General features: G+C 70.2%; 15 protein-coding genes. 10 read left to right on the top strand and 5 right to left on the bottom strand.

The window, feature by feature from the left end; all coding sequences use genetic code 11:
- Nucleotides 1-12: 12 nt before the first annotated feature.
- The gene (locus ACQHIV_RS27245) at nucleotides 13-1,425 is read right to left on the bottom strand and encodes a PLP-dependent aminotransferase family protein (protein ID WP_427886366.1); all 1,413 of its coding nucleotides are present in this window, start codon (nucleotides 1,423-1,425) and stop codon (nucleotides 13-15) included.
- A gap of 63 nt (nucleotides 1,426-1,488) precedes the next feature.
- On the opposite strand from ACQHIV_RS27245, the gene ACQHIV_RS27240 reads away from it, so the two are divergent.
- The 6 genes from ACQHIV_RS27240 (at nucleotide 1,489) to ACQHIV_RS27215 (ending at nucleotide 8,801) form a co-directional block, all read left to right on the top strand.
- The gene (locus ACQHIV_RS27240; RefSeq protein WP_427886364.1) at nucleotides 1,489-2,583 is read left to right on the top strand and encodes a pyridoxal phosphate-dependent aminotransferase; all 1,095 of its coding nucleotides are present in this window, start codon (nucleotides 1,489-1,491) and stop codon (nucleotides 2,581-2,583) included.
- Between the two features lie 281 nt (nucleotides 2,584-2,864).
- The gene (gene tmk / locus ACQHIV_RS27235) at nucleotides 2,865-4,850 is read left to right on the top strand and encodes a dTMP kinase (RefSeq protein ID WP_427886362.1); all 1,986 of its coding nucleotides are present in this window, start codon (nucleotides 2,865-2,867) and stop codon (nucleotides 4,848-4,850) included.
- Between the two features lie 115 nt (nucleotides 4,851-4,965).
- Complete coding sequence (locus tag ACQHIV_RS27230) at nucleotides 4,966-6,174, top strand: DNA polymerase III subunit delta' (RefSeq protein WP_427886361.1); 1,209 nt, start codon at nucleotides 4,966-4,968, stop codon at nucleotides 6,172-6,174.
- A 66-nt stretch (nucleotides 6,175-6,240) separates the two neighbouring features.
- Complete coding sequence (locus ACQHIV_RS27225) at nucleotides 6,241-6,948, top strand: DUF4190 domain-containing protein (protein ID WP_427886359.1); 708 nt, start codon at nucleotides 6,241-6,243, stop codon at nucleotides 6,946-6,948.
- A gap of 25 nt (nucleotides 6,949-6,973) precedes the next feature.
- Complete coding sequence (locus ACQHIV_RS27220; RefSeq protein ID WP_427886357.1) at nucleotides 6,974-8,164, top strand: DUF4190 domain-containing protein; 1,191 nt, start codon at nucleotides 6,974-6,976, stop codon at nucleotides 8,162-8,164.
- A gap of 82 nt (nucleotides 8,165-8,246) precedes the next feature.
- On the top strand, nucleotides 8,247-8,801 hold the full coding sequence (locus tag ACQHIV_RS27215) for a DUF4190 domain-containing protein (RefSeq protein ID WP_427886355.1): 555 nt from the start codon (nucleotides 8,247-8,249) through the stop codon (nucleotides 8,799-8,801).
- 321 nt (nucleotides 8,802-9,122) lie between these two features.
- Here the strand turns inward: ACQHIV_RS27215 and ACQHIV_RS27210 are convergent, their stop codons facing one another.
- Both ACQHIV_RS27210 and ACQHIV_RS27205 read right to left on the bottom strand, forming a co-directional pair.
- Entirely contained in the window at nucleotides 9,123-9,539 is a 417-nt protein-coding gene (locus ACQHIV_RS27210; RefSeq protein WP_427886354.1) for a type II toxin-antitoxin system VapC family toxin, read from the bottom strand.
- Entirely contained in the window at nucleotides 9,536-9,724 is a 189-nt protein-coding gene (locus ACQHIV_RS27205; RefSeq protein ID WP_427886352.1) for a hypothetical protein, read from the bottom strand. The genes ACQHIV_RS27210 and ACQHIV_RS27205 overlap by 4 nt, the downstream gene beginning before the upstream one ends.
- Nucleotides 9,725-10,243: 519 nt before the next feature.
- Here ACQHIV_RS27205 and ACQHIV_RS27200 point away from each other — a divergent pair.
- Together ACQHIV_RS27200 and ACQHIV_RS27195 are read left to right on the top strand one after the other, a co-directional pair.
- Complete coding sequence (locus ACQHIV_RS27200; protein WP_427896568.1) at nucleotides 10,244-11,242, top strand: PSP1 domain-containing protein; 999 nt, start codon at nucleotides 10,244-10,246, stop codon at nucleotides 11,240-11,242.
- Entirely contained in the window at nucleotides 11,239-12,777 is a 1,539-nt protein-coding gene (locus ACQHIV_RS27195) for an alpha/beta hydrolase (protein WP_427886351.1), read from the top strand. Before ACQHIV_RS27200 ends, ACQHIV_RS27195 begins: the two co-directional genes overlap by 4 nt.
- On the opposite strand, the gene ACQHIV_RS27190 is transcribed toward ACQHIV_RS27195, so the two are convergent.
- Nucleotides 12,778-13,407: a hypothetical protein gene (locus ACQHIV_RS27190; RefSeq protein ID WP_427886349.1), complete on the bottom strand. Its 630-nt coding sequence runs from the start codon at nucleotides 13,405-13,407 to the stop codon at nucleotides 12,778-12,780. It abuts the gene before it with no gap.
- An 83-nt stretch (nucleotides 13,408-13,490) separates the two neighbouring features.
- Between ACQHIV_RS27190 and ACQHIV_RS27185 the strand changes: the two genes are divergently transcribed.
- Entirely contained in the window at nucleotides 13,491-13,841 is a 351-nt protein-coding gene (locus ACQHIV_RS27185) for a sterol carrier family protein (protein ID WP_427886348.1), read from the top strand.
- Nucleotides 13,842-13,910: 69 nt separating this feature from the next.
- On the opposite strand, the gene ACQHIV_RS27180 is transcribed toward ACQHIV_RS27185, so the two are convergent.
- On the bottom strand, nucleotides 13,911-14,699 hold the full coding sequence (locus ACQHIV_RS27180) for a hypothetical protein (protein ID WP_427886346.1): 789 nt from the start codon (nucleotides 14,697-14,699) through the stop codon (nucleotides 13,911-13,913).
- A gap of 187 nt (nucleotides 14,700-14,886) precedes the next feature.
- Here ACQHIV_RS27180 and ACQHIV_RS27175 point away from each other — a divergent pair, with 187 nt between their 5' ends.
- Nucleotides 14,887-16,173, top strand: a complete 1,287-nt coding sequence (locus ACQHIV_RS27175) for an MFS transporter (RefSeq protein WP_427886344.1) — start codon at nucleotides 14,887-14,889, stop codon at nucleotides 16,171-16,173.
- The last annotated feature ends 3 nt before the right edge of the window (nucleotides 16,174-16,176 follow it).

Raw genomic sequence — 16,176 nt, 5'->3', positions numbered from 1 at the left:
GGGTGTGTCAGCTCAGATGGCGATGGCTGGGCGGGGGTGGGTGGGGATGGGTGGTGGGTTGTAGGTGTGCCAGGCGGTGGTGAGGCGGTGGACTGCTTCGGTGAGGTCTTTGGGGTGGGCTCGGAAGTGTAGGCGGAGGTAGGTGTTGCTGGCGCCGGTGATGTCGAGGCCGGTGCCGGGGAGGACGGCCAGGCCGTGTCTCAGGGCGGTTTGGGCGAAGGAGTTGGCGTCGCCGTACGGGAGGCGTACCCAGAGACACTGGCCGCCCTTGACTGGTGGGATGTGCCAGTCGGGCAGTGCGGCGGTCAGTTGCGAGTGCAGGTGGTCGTGGCGAGCCTTGAGGGTGTTGTGCAGGTCAGGAGCGTCCAGCAGCGGCAGTAGGTGTACGGCGGCCAACTGGGTGGGCACGTTGCCGCCCAGGTCGTGTACGGCGCGCAGCCGGGCCAGCCTGTTGATCAACGGGGGCGCGGCCCGTACCCAACCGATCCGCAGACCACCCCAGATGCTCTTGCTGAGTGAGCCGATCGAGATCACCGCATCGCCGTACGCCGCCATCGGCGTGACCACGGGCTCTCCCGGGAACGCAAGATCGGCCGGAACCTCGTCCTCGATCACAGGAACGCCCGCACTGGCCAGCCGCTGCCGGGCCAGCGCGGACAGCACCGACCCGGTGGGGTTGTGGTACGTCGGGATCACATAAGCCACCGCCGGCCGCCGCTCCCGGACCGCGGCCTCCAGCCCGTCCAGCCCAACCGGCAGCCCACGCAGTACGGCGCCCTCCTCCCGGAAGACCTCCAGCGCTCCCGGGTACGTCGGTGCCTCCACGATCACCTGGTCACCCGGCGACACCAGCGCGTGCGCCAGCAAGGACAGAGCCTGCTGACCGCCGTTAGTGACCATGAGCTGCTCCGGACGCGTCAGGACCCCACGAGCCGTGTACCGGTCCGCCAACGCCTGCCGCAGTGACGGGTGGCCGTACGGGTAATACCCGATGTCGTTGTCCACATCGGCAAGCTCAGGCGCGATCTTGGCGAACGCCTCCGCCAACTGCGGCGGCGGGTCCCCGGGCGCGGCACAGATGGCCAGCAGTACGTCGTCGTCCCGCGCCTCCAGCGAGCCCAGGAAGATCGGGTCGACCGGCGCGTCCTCCACCTGCTCTTCCCGAGGTACGCCGGCCACCCGCGTCCCGCTGCCCTGGCGTCGGGTGATCCGCCCTTCGGCCCGGAGCAGGTCGTACGCCGCGACCACCGTCGTACGGCCGACCGCGAGCGCGGCCGCGAGGACACGGTCCGGTGGCAGCAGTACGCCGGGCGGGAGTTCGCCGTCGTCGATCAGTTGCCGCAGCCGGGAAGCGAGCAGCAGGTAGAGCGGGCCGCGGCCGGACGACCAGCGGCCCAACCGGTCAGCCACCTCGATTGGTCTCATCTGCGAACCAATTCTGCCGGATTGGCTCTCCAGCCGCGAGCGGTGGCGCTGAACGATGGCGGTATGCCGAAGTTTCCGCGCCACCAGATCATGTCCCTGACCGCCGACCAGGCCCGCCACGAGCTCGGCGAGAGCTACGGGCCGGACCTCCGGCTCGCCGAGCTGCTGATACCGGAGCTGGGCGATCTCGAGCTCGGCTACGGGACGGCGGCCGGGGACGCGCGGCTGCGGACCGCGATCGCGGAGCGGCACGGCGTACGGGCCGATGACGTCGTCGTGACGGTTGGTGGGATGCACGGGATCTTCCTGCTCGCGTACCTGCTGGCGGAGCGGGGCGAGGTGGTGACGACGGCGCCGGAGTTCCCGATGACGCGCAGCGCGTTCGAGACGGTCGGGGCGTCGGTGCGGGTGGTCCCGGTGAGCTTCGACGACGGGTATCGGGTACGGGCGGACGCCGTACGGGCGCAGCTCACGCCGGAGACGAAGCTGGTCAGCCTGGCGACACCGCAGAACCCGTCGGGGGTCGCCGTACCGCTGCCGGTGCTGCGGGAGATCGTCGAGGCGATGGACGAGATCTGCCCGGACGCGTATCTGCTGGTGGACGAGACGTACCGGGTCGCGACGTACGGGAGTGACGAGGCCGCGGCGACGGCCGTCGGGCTCGGGCCGCGGGTGGTGTCGGTGGCCTCGTTGTCCAAGTGCCACGGGGCGGCAGGCTTGCGGATCGGGTGGGTGATCAGCACGGATCCGGCGTTGGTGGAGCGGTTGGTGACGGCGAAGTTCAGTACGGTCGTGTCGGTGTCGCCGGTCTGTGAGGCGCTGGCGGTTCGCGTGTTCGACCTCGAGAACTTGGCCGAGCGAAGCAGCTGCTTGGAGCAGAACCTTCTGATTACCCAGGACTGGGTAAACGCGAACAGTCGGTTTGTGGAGTGGGTTCGGCCTTCGGCGGGGGCCCTGTGTGTGGTTCGGGTGAAGGTGGATGTGGGGCGGTTCAAGGAGGCGGCGGCGCAGGCCGGCGTACGGCTGGCTGACGGGGACTGGTTCGGGGACGAATCGCGGGTGTTCCGGCTCGGGTTCGGTTATCTGCCGGCGCCCGATCTGAAGGCTGCGTTGCACGCGTTGACGGGCGCCTTGGAACAGGCGGACTTGGGGATCTGAACGGTCGGGCTCGGATCCGGAGCGTGCGGCTTGGGCGCCGAGCCGGAGGGGCTGAACAGCGCGGTCCCGGCGATGCCGACCGTGCCGACGAGGGTCGCGATCGCCGCGACGCCGACGGGCGCGCCCGAGCCGCGTCGGGGCATCCGGTGTCTGCTGTGGTGCGCTTTGACGTGGCTCATCAGGCCCCCGAACGCTCGACTACTTTCAGTGTGGACCCGATGCCGGAGAGTTGCGATCGGGATGCGTGTCGGGCTGTCCGGAGTGCCCACTAGGCTTGCGGTGTGCCGGAGGCCTATGACCCGCTGACAGATCCTGCACCGGCGCACGATGTGCGCGCGGTGCTGCGGATCCGGGCGTTCCGGCGGCTGTGGATCGGGTTCGGGCTGTCCAGCCTGGGCGACTGGATCGGCCTGCTGGCGCTGACCGCGATGGCGAAGTCGTTCGCCGGCGACAACTACCAGCTGGCGAACTTCGCGATCGGCGGCGTGCTGTTCCTCCGGGTGCTGCCGGCGCTGGTGATGGGACCGGTCGCGGGCTGGGTCGCGGACCGGCTGGATCGGCGGGCGACGATGATCGTCGGCGACCTGGTCCGGGCCGCGTTCTTCGTCACGATCCCGATCGTCAACACGCTCACCTGGCTGCTGGTCGCGACCGTGCTGATCGAGATCGTCAGCCTGATCTGGGGCCCGGCGAAGGACGCCAGCGTGCCGAACCTGGTGCCCCGGCACCGGCTCGAGGCGGCGAACCAGCTGAGCCTGATCACGACGTACGGCTCGGCCCTCCCGGCCGCCGCGCTCTTCACCGCGATCACGCTGGTGACCCGCTGGGCCGGCGACTTCTCGATCCAGCTCGCCGTCTACGTGAACGCCGCGACGTTCGCGATCTCCGCGCTCGCGATCGTGTCGGTCTCCGAGATCGGCCGTGCGGTGCACGAGCACGAGGACCACCCGACGCTGTGGCGGACGATGGTCGAGGGCTGGTCGTACGTCACCGGTACGCCGGTGGTCCGTGGGCTCGTGGTCGGCATCTCCGGGGCGTTCGCGGCGGGCGCGGTCGTGGTCGGCCTCGGCCGGACGTACGTCGAGGACCTCGGCGCGGGCGACCCGGGATACGGCGTGCTGTTCGGTGCGGTGTTCGGCGGGCTGGCGCTCGGGATGGGGTTCGGGCCACGGATCTTCTCCGGGCTGTCGCGGCGCCGGCTGTTCGCGGCCGGACTGGTCGGGTCCGGGATCTGCCTGGCCGGGCTGGCGTTGATCCAGCAGATCGAGATCGCCACGATGATCGCGATCCTGCTCGGGTTCTGCGCGGGCGGCTCGTGGGTGTCGGGCTACACGCTGCTCGGTCTCGAGGTGCCGGACGCGGTCCGCGGCCGGACGTTCGCGTTCGTGCAGTCGGCGGTGCGGACGGTGCTCGCGGTGACGCTGGCGATCGCGCCGTTCGCGGCGGGTGCGATCGGCCGACACACCTGGACGATCGCGGGCCACTCGGCGACGTACAACGGCGCCTCGATGACGATGGTGATCGCCGCCGTGGTGGCGGGCGTGATCGGGCTGCTCGCCTGGCGGCAGATGGACGACCGGCCGGGCGTGCCGTTCTGGCGCGACGTACGGCGGAGCTTCGGCAAGACCCGCGGCGACTACCCGACCACCGGGTTGTTCGTCGCGCTCGAAGGCGGTGAGGGCGCAGGCAAGTCGACCCAGTCCGCGTTGCTGGTGAAGTGGCTGGAGGAGCAGGGCCAGCAGGTGCTGCTGACCCGCGAGCCCGGCGCGACCGAGCTCGGCAAGACGCTCCGCCAGATCGTCCTCGACCCGGCCACCGGCGACATCTCGCACCGTGCCGAGGCGCTGATCTACGCGGCCGACAAGGCCGAGCACGTCGACGCGGTGATCAAGCCGGCGCTGAAGGCCGGCGCGGTGGTGATCACCGACCGGTACGTCGATTCCGCGCTCGCGTACCAGGGCTCCGGGCGGGACCTGGACCTGTCCGACGTCGAGCGGGTGAACCGCTGGGCCACCGACGACCTCCGGCCGAACCTGACGATCCTGCTCGACCTGCCGCCGACCAGCGGGCTCGGCCGGTTCAAGGAGCGGGACCGGATCGAGGCGCAGGGCGCCGAGTTCCACGAGCGGGTCCGGCACGCGTTCCTCGAGCTGGCCGCCGCCGAGCCGCAGCACTACCTGGTCGTCGACGCGTCCCTGGACCGCGAGGACATCGCCCGGCAGATCCGCGCGCGACTGCAACCAATGCTTCCGAAGGTGGGCCTATGACAGTACCGATGCCGCGACTCCGTCGCGGCGGGTCATGGGGCTTTTGCTCCCGGCCTTCCCTCGTCGCTCTGGTCGCTTCGCTCCCGCCGCTCCTCAGTCCAGACCGGGAGGCCCCATGACCGGCTGGGACGACCTGGTCGGGCAGGAGCCCGCGGTCGCCGTACTGCGGAAGGCCGTCGACGGAGCGGCCGCCGTACTGCGTGGCGAACGCGGCGCTGCGGTCGCCGGGATGACGCACGCGTGGCTGATCACCGGACCGCCCGGGTCCGGCCGATCGAACGCGGGGCGCGCGTTCGCGGCCGCGCTGCAGTGTGCGGACAACGGCTGCGGCGAGTGCAACGAGTGCCGTACGGCGCTCAGCGGGGCACACCCGGACGTGTCGCTGATCCGCACCGAGCTGCTGTCGATCCGGGTCAGCGAGGTCCGCGAACTGGTCCGGCGGGCCGCGATGAGCCCGACCCAGGGCCGCTGGCAGGTGATGGTGATCGAGGACGCGGACCGGCTCACCGAGCAGGCCGCGGACGCGTTGCTGAAGAGCATCGAGGAGCCCGCGCCGCGGACCGTCTGGGTGCTGTGCGCGCCGACCGTCGAGGACGTCGTACCGACGATCCGTTCGCGGTGCCGGCTGCTGGTGCTGCGGACGCCGCCGGTGGCGGCGGTCGCGGAGATGCTGAGCGCGAAGCTGGGCGTGGACGCGGACCTGGCGTGGTTCGCGGCGCGGGCCGCGCAGGGGCACATCGGGCGGGCGCGGGCGCTGGCCCGGGACGCCGAAGTCCGGGACCGGCGGGCGCGGGTGCTGGAGGTTCCGTTCGCGCTGCGTGATCTCGGGGCCTGCCTGAAGGCGGCGCAGCAGTTGGTCGACGCGGCCAAGGTGGAGGCCAAGGCCAGCGCGGAGAAGGTCGACGAGAAGGAGCGCACCGCGCTCGAGCAGGCGCTCGGCGTCGGCACCAAGGGCGCCAAGCCGCGCGAGGCGAACGCCGCGCTGAAGGAGCTCGAGGACCAGCAGAAGGCCCGCGCGAAACGGTGGGAGCGCGACGTCCTGGACCGTTCGCTGGTCGACCTGATGGCGCTCTACCGGGACGTGCTCGTGGTTCAGACCAGGTCCGGCGGCGAGCTGATCAACGCCGAGCTGCACCGCAACATCGAGCAGCTCGGGACCCGGACGACGCCCGAGCAGACGATCCGCCGGATCGACGCGATCGCGACGGCCCGCGAGGCGATCGAGGCGAACGTGGCGCCGCTGGTCGCGCTGGAGGCGATGACTGTGTCGCTGTTCGAGGGCCGCAGCGACGGGTTCACGATCCCGCGCCAGGTACGCCGCTGAGGCGTGACTCACGTCCGATAACTGGGCGGCGGGTGTAACACCGAGACGGGCGGGTCCGATGACTGGGTGTCCGGGGTAGCCCGGCGTACCCTCCCGGAACGGACCGCGATGAACCAGCCCTCCTCCCCGATCCAGCCGGTGCGGCAACCGCTGCCGCCGGCCGAGTCGTGGCTGGAGGGCGTCCCGACCCCGGTCAAGCGCCAGGACGGGTACGCCGTCGCCGCGCTCGCGGTCAGCCTGCCCGGGCTCGTACCGCTGGCGGTCGTGCTGGCCGGGATCGCGCTGCGCCGGATCAAGCGGCTCGGCGGGCACGGGAAGCGGCTCGCGTACGGCGCGTTGCTGGTGTCGCTGTGCTGGGTGATCGCGATCGGCGTCGCGGTCACGCTCAACCTGGTCGCCGAACACCGCCGCGGCATCGGCCGGACCGTGTCGATCTCGCACGTCGACGTCGGCCGCTGCTTCGACGCGGACCTGGAGTCCGACGCGCTGCGGCTGGTCCGGATCGCCGACTGCGCGGCGCCGCACACCGGCGAGGCGTACGCGAAGGTCCAGGCGGCGCTGGTCGGACTGTCCGGGACCCAGGCCGGCGCGGAGGCGACCCAGCAGTGCGCGGGCGCGTTCGTCGATTTCGTCGGGAAGCCCTACGAACGGTCCCAGCTCGACATGTACTACGTGGTGCTCGAGGACCACGCGGTTGCTGACGGCAACGTCCTCTGCCTGCTCGGGATGCCGGGAACGCACCTGAGCGGTACGATGCGCGGAGCGCAACGGTAGCGCCTGCGGGGGATTGGGAGACAACGTGACTCAGCCGCCGTACGAGCCCGAGCCGCCGGAACGGCCACAGGACGTGCCGCACGACCCGACCCGCTCGTTCCCGACGTACGGCCGGTCCGGCGAGCCGACGGAACCGCTGCCCACGGGTACGCCGACGGAGCCGTTGCCGACACAGCCGCCGACAGAGCACGCGGCCGGTACGTCGTGGGCCGCACCGGGGCAGCAGTCGCCGTACGGGCAGTCGCCGTACCAGCAGCAGTCGCCGTACGGGCAGGGTGCGCCGTCGCAGGGGCAGCCGGGGCACGGGCAGCCGTCTTACGGTCAGGCGCCGTACGGGCAGGCTCAGCAGGGGCAGCCGCCGTATGGGCCGTCGGCTTACGGTCAGGCGCCGTACGGGCAGGCTCAGCAGGGGCAGCCGCCGTACGGGCCGTCGGCTTACGGGCAGGCGCCGTACGGGCAAGCGCCGCAGGGGCAGCCGCCGTACGGGCAGCCCGCTTATGGGCAGGCGCCGTACGGGCATGGGTACGGGCCGGGGCAGTATCCGGCGGCGTACGGGCAGCCGCCGGCGGCGTACGGGTACGGCTACACCGGCGGTTCCGGCGGGACCAACTCGCTCGCGACTGCCGCACTGGTATCGGGCCTCGGCGGCATCGTGATCGGCGTCTCCGCGCCGGTCGCGGTCGGCCTCGGCATCGCGGCGCTCGTCCAGATCAGCCGCCGCCCACAGCAAGGCAAGGGCATGGCGATCGCCGGCATCATCATCGGCGCCCTCGTGACCCTCGGCTACATCGCCCTGATCGCCCTGGTGATCGCGTTCGGCTCGTCCACCGACACCTCGGGCGCACCCGGCCCGGGCTCCTCGAGCGTGTATGTCGACGAGCTCGCGGTCGGCGACTGCTTCGACGAGACCAGCGTCGAGGACGAGGTGATCCAACGCGACTGCCCGGTCGAGCACGACGGCGAAATGGTCGCCTCCGTCACCCTCCCCGCCGGCGCCTACCCCGGCGACAAGGCGATCGACGACGCCGCCGACCAGGCCTGCGCCGGCCCGTTCGGCACGTACGTCGGCAAGTCCCGCGACGAGTCCGAACTCGAACTCGCCTGGTGGACCCCCGACAAGCGCACCTGGAACTCCGGCGACCGCCGCGTCCTGTGCGCCGCGTACGGCCCCGGCACCGGCAAACTCACCGGCACCGTCAAGAACAGCCACCGCTGACCGGTTGCTCACAGCAACATCCACCGCCAGGCCCCCGCCCGCCCGGTACGATGCGCGGAAACTGGTACCCCCTGGGAGTAGCGTGACGCAGCCACCGTACGGGTCAGACCCCAACCGTCCGCAAGACGTGGTCCGCCCACAACCGCCGTACCCGCAGTACGGACAACAGCCTGGTTATGGGCAACCCGGGTACGGCCAACCGCAGTACGGCCAGCCTGGGTACGGCCAACAACCCGGCTACCCCCAACAGCCCTACGGCCAACAGCCCTACGGCTATGGCTACGGATACGGCTACCAAGGCTCCTCCGGCGGCACGAACGGCCTCGCCACCGCAGCCCTCATCTGCGGCCTGAGCGGCCTCGTTATCGGCATCTCCGCCCCAGTAGCCATCGGCCTCGGCATCGCCGCCCTGGTCCAAATCAAACGCCGCAACCAAGAAGGCAAGGCCATGGCCATCGCCGGCCTGGCCATCGGCGCCGTCCTCACCCTCGCCTACATAGCCTTCTTCACCTTCATCATCGTCCTAGGCACCACCTCCCACACCGACTACGGCGCCCCCACCCCAACCACCGCCCAACACGACCCCGCCCCCCACGCAGCCGCACAAGCAGCCTCCCGCGCGCTACGCACCCGCTAGCTTCGTCGCTCTACTCCTCAAACACGCCCGCTCCGCGCCCCCCACCCACCCCCGGGCTACCGCCCGGAGCCTGCGCCTCCGCCGCGGGCTCCGGCTACCGCCGCGAAGTTGCCGGCTGCCGCCGGCCTAGCGCGAGCTGCCGCTCGCGAGTGACGACTAGGCCGCTGCTCCCCGACCAGACGAATCGCGACGGAGGGTGCCAGTTGGCCGCTCGGCTACGAGAGACTTGTGATGACAGCTGGTCCGGCAGGCCGCGGCGCAGCACGTAGGTTCAGCGAAGCGCCGCCGAGTCGGGCCCTGAAGCCCGGGCCACGAGTCGTCTTAGCTACCTTCGTGCCCGACGATCCGTAGGCCCTCGTACTCGGCGAAGTCGATGAAGTCCTTGACGTTGAGTGTTGCCAGCGGCAGGTCGTAGACCAAGCAGCAGGCCGCGATCCAGCTGTCGTTCTGGGGACGCGCACGGCCTAGTCTGGTGGCGTACGCGGAGATCTCGCCCCATCGTCGCGCCACAGCCTCGTTGTAGGGCAACGTTGGGCGAGTGCTTAGCCAGGACTCGAGTCCTGCGACCTTGGACGGGCCCCAGTTGCGCAGATGGGCCCAGCGGCTCAGCTCTCCGAGGGTGACAAAGGTGATTCCGATCTGGGCGCCGAGTAACTCGCGAAGCAGTTCCGGCGGAAGGCTGCTCTTGATGCTCAAGGACGCCACATCGGTGTCGAGCACGATCCTGCGTGAACTCACGCGACGTCGGCCCGCCGCATCGTGCCCAGATCGGCGAGGAACTCATCCACCTCGCCGTCGTCGAAGACTCCGTCCGCGGCGAGGTCGTCGGCAGAACACACCGGGTCAGATCCTCGGAACAACTCGTCAACAGTCGTGGCGCCGTTGGAGCCTTGGCCCGAGTGTTCGGCGTTGTCCGCAGTCATGACGTCACCTCCAAGATCGACTACTCGCTGAGTATCCCACGCTGGGCAGACAGTTTTTGTGAATCGATATGCCCAGTACGTTGTCGCGACCGGCAAGTTCATCGGTGCTGCCTTGCGAGCAGTGGTGTGAGGTCCGCCTCGACATCGCGCCCGCGCGGGAGTTTGCCTGTGTCGGAGCGGTGGCCTGGTAGTCACCCGCGAGCGGCAGCTCGCAAAACGCCGGCGGTAGCCGGCAACCCCGCGGCGCTAGCCGCAACCCCGCGGCGGAGCCGCAGTTCGCGGCGTGAGCCGCACCCCCGCGGCGGTAGCCGCAGCCCGCGGCGGAGCCGCAGATCCGGGCGCTAGCCCGGGGGTGGGTGGGGCGCGCGGAGCGGACGCGTCTGAGGAGCGGAGCGACGAAGCTAGCGGCTGCGGAGCACGCGGGGGCTGTTCGTGCGGCTGTGTAGCACGCGGGAGGTGTTCGGGTGGTTGCGTTGGGGGGCTGATTCGGACGTCTGCAAGTAGTCTGGCGGCGTGGGTATGGTCATGGCGGTGTCGTTCGAGCGGTACGGGCGGCTTTATTACCTTGATCCGGGGGAGTTTCGGCCTCGGGTGGGGGACAAGGTGCTGGTGCCTACCGATGACGGGCCTGAGGTTGCGGAGTGTGTGTGGGCGCCGCAGTACGTGACCGAGGAGGTCGGTGGGCTGCCGGCCTGTGCGGGGATCGCGTCGGGGGCGGATCTCGAGCGGGACGAGCAGAATCGGCAGCGGCGGGCGGATGCCCGGGTGATCGCGAAGCGGACGATTCGGCAGCACGGATTGCCGATGAAGGTGGTCGGGATCGATTTCGTCGATCGGCGGCCGGACATCGACCAGTTGGTGATCGTGTACTTCTCGGCGCCGCACCGGGTGGATTTCCGGGAGCTGGTACGGGACCTGGCGCGGGCGTTGCGGGCGCGGATCGAGTTGCGGCAGGTGGGGGCGCGGGACGAGGCGCGGTTGCAGGGCGGGATCGGGCCGTGTGGGCGGGACCTGTGTTGTGCGACGTTCCTGAAGGACTTCGAGCCGGTCAGTGTGCGGATGGCGAAGGACCAGGACCTGCCGCTGAATCCGTTGAAGATCTCGGGTGCGTGCGGCCGGCTGATGTGCTGCCTGAAGTACGAGCACCCGCTGTACCAGGAGTTCAACGCGAAGGCCCCGGCGCTCGGATCCGCGGTGGAGACCCCCGCGGGTGATGGAGTGGTGGTCGGGCACAACGTGCCGAGCGACACCGTGGTCGTCCGGTTGGCGGCTTCCGGTCGGCGGTGTGCGTGCAGTCGGGCGGACGTGTGTTCGCCGCGGCAGCAGTACGAGGCGTCCGGTACGACGACCCCGGACGCGCCGCCCGTCGTACCCCAAGAAGCACCCGTGCCCGAAGAAGCAGCTATACCCGAAGAAGCACCGGCAGTGCCTGACGAGACCCGGGAAGAGCGGCGGGCAAGGAAGCCGCGCCGGCGGCGCCGGTTGCATCACGACGACGAGGGAGACACCCACCAGTGAGATTCGGCAGGCCGACCGTACTGGTGGCAGCTCTTGCGGTGCTCGCGAGTGGGTGTGGGGTGGCGAGTCGTGCGCAGGACGCCGGCAACGGTACGGCGCCCGGGGTCGGGGGCAATCCGCCGAGCGGACCGGTGGGGCCGGTCCCGGCGGGGCTGGAGAAGTTCTACCAGCAGCGCCCGGACTGGCAGCGGTGCGGGACGAACCAGGTGTGCGCGACGATCCAGGTGCCGCTGGACTACACGAAGCCGGCCGGTCAGACGATCGAGCTGCGCGCCCGGAAGGTGCTCGCGAAGGACCGCGGCGGCCGGATCGGGACGCTGTTCATCAACCCGGGCGGCCCGGGGGCGAGCGGGCAGGAGTTCGCGGCGCAGGCGCCGATGCTGTTCGGGTCGTCGGTACTGCGGAAGTTCGACGTCATCGGCTGGGATCCGCGCGGGGTGGGCGAGTCGACGCCGGTGAAGTGCCTGGACACGGCGCAGCTGGACGAGATGATCGCGGCCGACGGCAGCCCGGACAACGCCGCCGAGATCGCCGACCTGGACAAGCAGTCGAAGGAGTTCGCGGCCGGGTGCGAGCAGCGCTCCGGCAAGCTGCTGCCGCACGTGAACACGAAGGACGCGGCCCGGGACATCGACGTACTGCGGGGTGTCGTCGGCGACCCGCAGCTGTACTACCTCGGCATGTCGTACGGGACGTACCTGGGCGCCACGTACGCCGAGGAGTTCCCGAAGAACGTCGGACGGATGGTGCTGGACGGCGCCGTCGACCCGGCGATCACGTCCGAGCAGATGGGGATCGAGCAGGCGAAGGGGTTCGACAAGGCGCTGGACGCGTTCGCGGAGGACTGTGCGCAGCGTTCCTGCAAGCTCGGCAGCAGCAAGGACGAGGTGCTCGCCAAGGTCGACCAGCTGCTCAAGGACACCGACGAGAACCCGCTGCCGGGCGACGGGCAGCGCAAGGTCACGCAGGCGCTGGCGATGCTCGGCCTGGTCTACCCGCTGTACCTGAAGGAATTCTGGCCGCGGCTCGAGGACGCCGTGGCGGCGGGGCTGTCGGGTGACGGCAGCCGGCTGCTCGCGCTGGCCGACGAGTACACCGACCGCAAGCCGACCGGGTACGCCGACAACTCGAACGAGGTGCAGATCGCGGTGAACTGCAGCGACCGCCCGGACGCCACCTCGATCGCGCAGATCCAGGCGGACCTGCCGAAGTTCAAGGCGGCGTCGCCGCGGTTCGGCGAGTTCATGGCGTGGTCGTCGGTGGCCTGCGTGAACTGGCCGGTGAAGCCGACGAACACGCCGCACCCGATCAAGGCGGCCGGTGCGAAGCCGATCATGGTGCTCGGTACGACGCGCGACCCGGCGACGCCGTACGAGTGGGCGGTCGGGCTGGCGCACGAGCTGGAAAGCGGTGTCCTGGTCACCCGGGACGGCGACGGGCACACGGCGTACCTGTCCGGGAACGCCTGCGTGAAGAACGTCGTCGAGAGCTACCTCGTGCAGGGCAACACGCCCGCCGCCGACATCAAGTGCTGATCAGTTGGGCCGGTTGTCGCCGGGGGAGACCGGCATCTTGAGGGTGTCGATCGCGTGCTGGAGGACGGCGCGCAGGCCGGCCTCGTCCTGGGGGCGGCCGCCGACGGTGACCTCGACGGCGGACGTCTTGCCGTCGTCCAGCGAGATCCAGCGCGACAGGCCCATCCGCGGCCCGCGGATCTTGTCGACGTACGTGTAGACGAGCAGGCCGTTGTCGCGGCTCAGCACCTTCAGGTCCTTCTCGTCGATGCTGCGCTCGCGGTTGCGCACGAGCTCGTCCGGGGTCTGCTTGCTGCCGCGGGTGTCGAACCGGAGCTGCCAGACGCCGGTCGGGTCGAGGAACTTCGGCCGGGTGCCGCTCTGCGCGCTCTTCCAGCCGGTCGGCACCTCCGCGGACACCGGGTCGTTGTCGGTGCCGAAGTTCTGTACGACGTACTGCAGCCCGTCGGCCTGCAACCCGTTGCCGTGGCTCGGCGTACTCGAAGGGGCCGGGCTGACGATGCCCACCGGCTCGTCGTGCGCTGTGAACGGGTTGCCGCCCTTGACGACGACGACCGTGCCGAACGCGACCACACCGACGGTCATTCCCGCCAGCGTCATCAGCAGCGCCTGGTGCCTGGGCGTGAGCATCCCGACCTCGCTTCCCTCTCTCCCGCCCGATTATCGCCGACGAGAGGGGCGTCACCGCAAACCGCCGCGTACGCTGGCACGTCGTGGAGACGTCAGACACCGCTTTCCAGCAGGCCTTGCAGCATTACGACGACGGTACGGCCGAACGCGCCGAACTGAAGCTGCTCACCAAGGTGTTGCTGAACCGCCTGGTCGCGAAGGCGCCGGGGCACGCGGTGGAGGTACGGGTCCCGCCGTACGGCGCGGTGCAGTGCATCGAGGGCCCGCGGCACACGCGAGGTACGCCGGGAGCGGTGATCGAGATGCCGCCGGAGCTGTGGATCGAGGTCGCGCTCGGCCGGACGAGCTGGGCGGACGCGCGGATGTCGGGGAAGCTCCGGGCGAGCGGCGAACGGACCGATCTGACCGCGCTGCTGCCGCTCACGAACAGTTGACGAACACCCCGTGAACAACCGAGCCGCGGCCCCCGATAGGAACGCCGCGGCTCGGAACTGAGGGGATTCTCAGCTGACCCAGACCGTGGTGCGACCGAAGATGATCGCGAGCTTGCCGTCGCCGCGCATCTGCAGCACGGAACCCTTACGAGTGGTCTTGGAGGCCCAGAGCGGCTTCTTGGCGGCGCTGTACACGACGAAGTTGCCGTCGGTCTGCATGGTCGCGAACGCGCCCTTGCTGACCGTCTTGGTGCTCCAGATCGGCGTCTTGCCGTATCTCACGACCACCAGGTTGCCGTCGGCCTGCATCTGCGCGCGGTACACCCGGTTCTGCGAGTACAGCGCGACCGGGGAGCTCAGGACGCGGCCCGGGTACAGGTTGACCATCACCATGTAGCGGGACCAGACCGCCTTGCGGCGGACGTTGTAGAGCACCAGGTTCGAGTCGTCCTGGACGTTCAGGATCGCGCCGGTGCTGCCGGCGGTGCCGCTGGCCCAGACGACCGTACGGCCGGAGACGACGACCAGGTTGCCGTCGGGGCGCATGATCAGCGAGGAGGCCTTCCGGTTGGTCATGGTCGCCCAGATCGGGGTCCGGCCCTTGACCAGTACGGCGTTGCCGTCGGTCTGCATGACCAGCGTGTAGACCTTGTTCAGCGAGCGGAGGTACTGGCCGGGCTTCAGGTACTGGCCCGGCCGGAGCAGCCCGCCCGAGGGGGCGGCGGTGGTGGTGGTGACAGCCGTCTGCGACGCCGGGGCGGCGTGCGCGGCCGACGGAACAAGCAGGGTGGCACCGGCCGCCGCTCCCACGGCGAGGCCGGCGAGCAGGCGGGTGCCGACCGACTTGATCGAGATCATGCGGTTGTTCTCCGATTCCCGAGGATGGCCGGGACCTTTCCCGGCCGCCGAGATTGACGCCTTGGGCAACCAATCGGTTGTCACGCTAGGACGCTGCCGGGTCGCGCCCGGATCCTTTCGACGGTGGTGGAAAGGCTGGCGGTTAATCAGGTTCGTCCAGGGCGGTCGGACCTGTCACCATGTTCCGGTGGCAGCAAGTCTTCGTACGCGGCTGGCCCGGTTGCGTGTCGATCTGACCCCGTGGCGTGGTTCCCGCGACTTCCGCATCCTGCTGGTCGCCGGCTCGGTCTTCTTCCTCGGCGGCATGGTCGGGTACGTCGCGCTGCCGTACCAGCTGTACCAACTCACCGGCTCGAACTTCGCGGTCGGCGCGATGGGCCTGGTGACGATCGCCCCGCTGGTCGTGTTCGGCCTGTACGGCGGCGCGCTCGCGGACCACGTGGAACGCCGGAAACTGCTGGTCGGCACCGGGATCGCGCAGGTCGTGATCTCCGCGCTGATGGTGGCGAACACGCTGCTCGCGCACCCGCAGGTCTGGCTGATCTACGTCTGCGGCGCGCTGAACGCGGTCGCGTCCTCGCTGCAGCGCCCGTCGCGGGAGGCCCTGCTGCCGCGGGTGGTGAAGCACGCGGAGATCCCGGCCGCGGTCGCGCTCAGCTCGCTGACCTCGCAGATCGGGCAACTCGCCGGCCCGGCGCTGGGCGGCGTACTGGTCGGGTCCGTGGGCGTGACCTGGGCGTTCTCGGTCGAGCTGGCCGGGATCGTGTTCGCGACGCTGCTGTACGCCCGGCTCGGGTCCTACCGGTCGAAGGAGTACACCACGGCGCCGAGTCTGCGGGCGATCGGCGGCGGGGTCGTGTACGCGTTCCGCCGCAAGGACCTGCTGGCGACGTACCTGGTGGACATGGTCGGGATGTTCCTGGCGATGCCGATCGTGCTGTTCCCGGCGTTCGCGACCGCCGTACTGAAGGAGCCGCGGCTGCTCGGGCTGCTGTACAGCGCGGAGGCGATCGGGGCGATGTGCGCCTCGCTCACCAGCGGCTGGGCGAAACACGTCCACCACCAGGGGCGGGCGGTCGTACTCGCGACGATGGGCTGGGGCGCCGCGGTCGGGATCGCCGGGTTGGCGCCGAATATCTGGTTCGCGATCGGGTTCTTCGCGCTGGCCGGTGCTTGCGACATGGTGTCGGTGCTGTTCCGCTCGGTGATCTGGAACCAGACCATCCCGGACGAGATGCGCGGCCGGCTGGCCGGGATCGAGATGCTCGGGTACTCGCTCGGCCCGCTCGGCGGTCAGGCCCGCTCCGGCCTGGTCGCCGACCTGACCACGGTCCGCACCGCGATCGTCAGCGGCGGCATCATGTGCGTCGCCGGCGTGATCGCGACCTCGGTCTGGCTGCGCGAGTTCTGGCGGTACGACGCCCGCACCGACGAACACGCCGTCCGCGAAAGGCAACTCCGCGGCGCCGGATAGAGT

Source organism: Kribbella polygonati, from assembly GCF_050320105.1.
Classification (GTDB): domain Bacteria; phylum Actinomycetota; class Actinomycetes; order Propionibacteriales; family Kribbellaceae; genus Kribbella.
The sequence above is the reverse complement of the archived record's forward strand: the minus strand, read 5'-3'. Positions and strand labels throughout refer to the sequence as shown.

Excerpts from the sequence above, each read along its gene's own strand:
- ACQHIV_RS27245 (WP_427886366.1), bottom strand. The coding sequence starts at position 1,425 with ATGAGACCAATCGAGGTGGCTGACCGGTTGGGCCGCTGGTCGTCCGGC.
- ACQHIV_RS27240 (WP_427886364.1), top strand. The coding sequence starts at position 1,489 with ATGCCGAAGTTTCCGCGCCACCAGATCATGTCCCTGACCGCCGACCAG.
- ACQHIV_RS27230 (WP_427886361.1), top strand. The coding sequence starts at position 4,966 with ATGACCGGCTGGGACGACCTGGTCGGGCAGGAGCCCGCGGTCGCCGTA.
- ACQHIV_RS27205 (WP_427886352.1), bottom strand. The coding sequence starts at position 9,724 with ATGACTGCGGACAACGCCGAACACTCGGGCCAAGGCTCCAACGGCGCC.
- ACQHIV_RS27200 (WP_427896568.1), top strand. The coding sequence starts at position 10,244 with ATGGTCATGGCGGTGTCGTTCGAGCGGTACGGGCGGCTTTATTACCTT.
- ACQHIV_RS27190 (WP_427886349.1), bottom strand. The coding sequence starts at position 13,407 with ATGCTCACGCCCAGGCACCAGGCGCTGCTGATGACGCTGGCGGGAATG.
- ACQHIV_RS27180 (WP_427886346.1), bottom strand. The coding sequence starts at position 14,699 with ATGATCTCGATCAAGTCGGTCGGCACCCGCCTGCTCGCCGGCCTCGCC.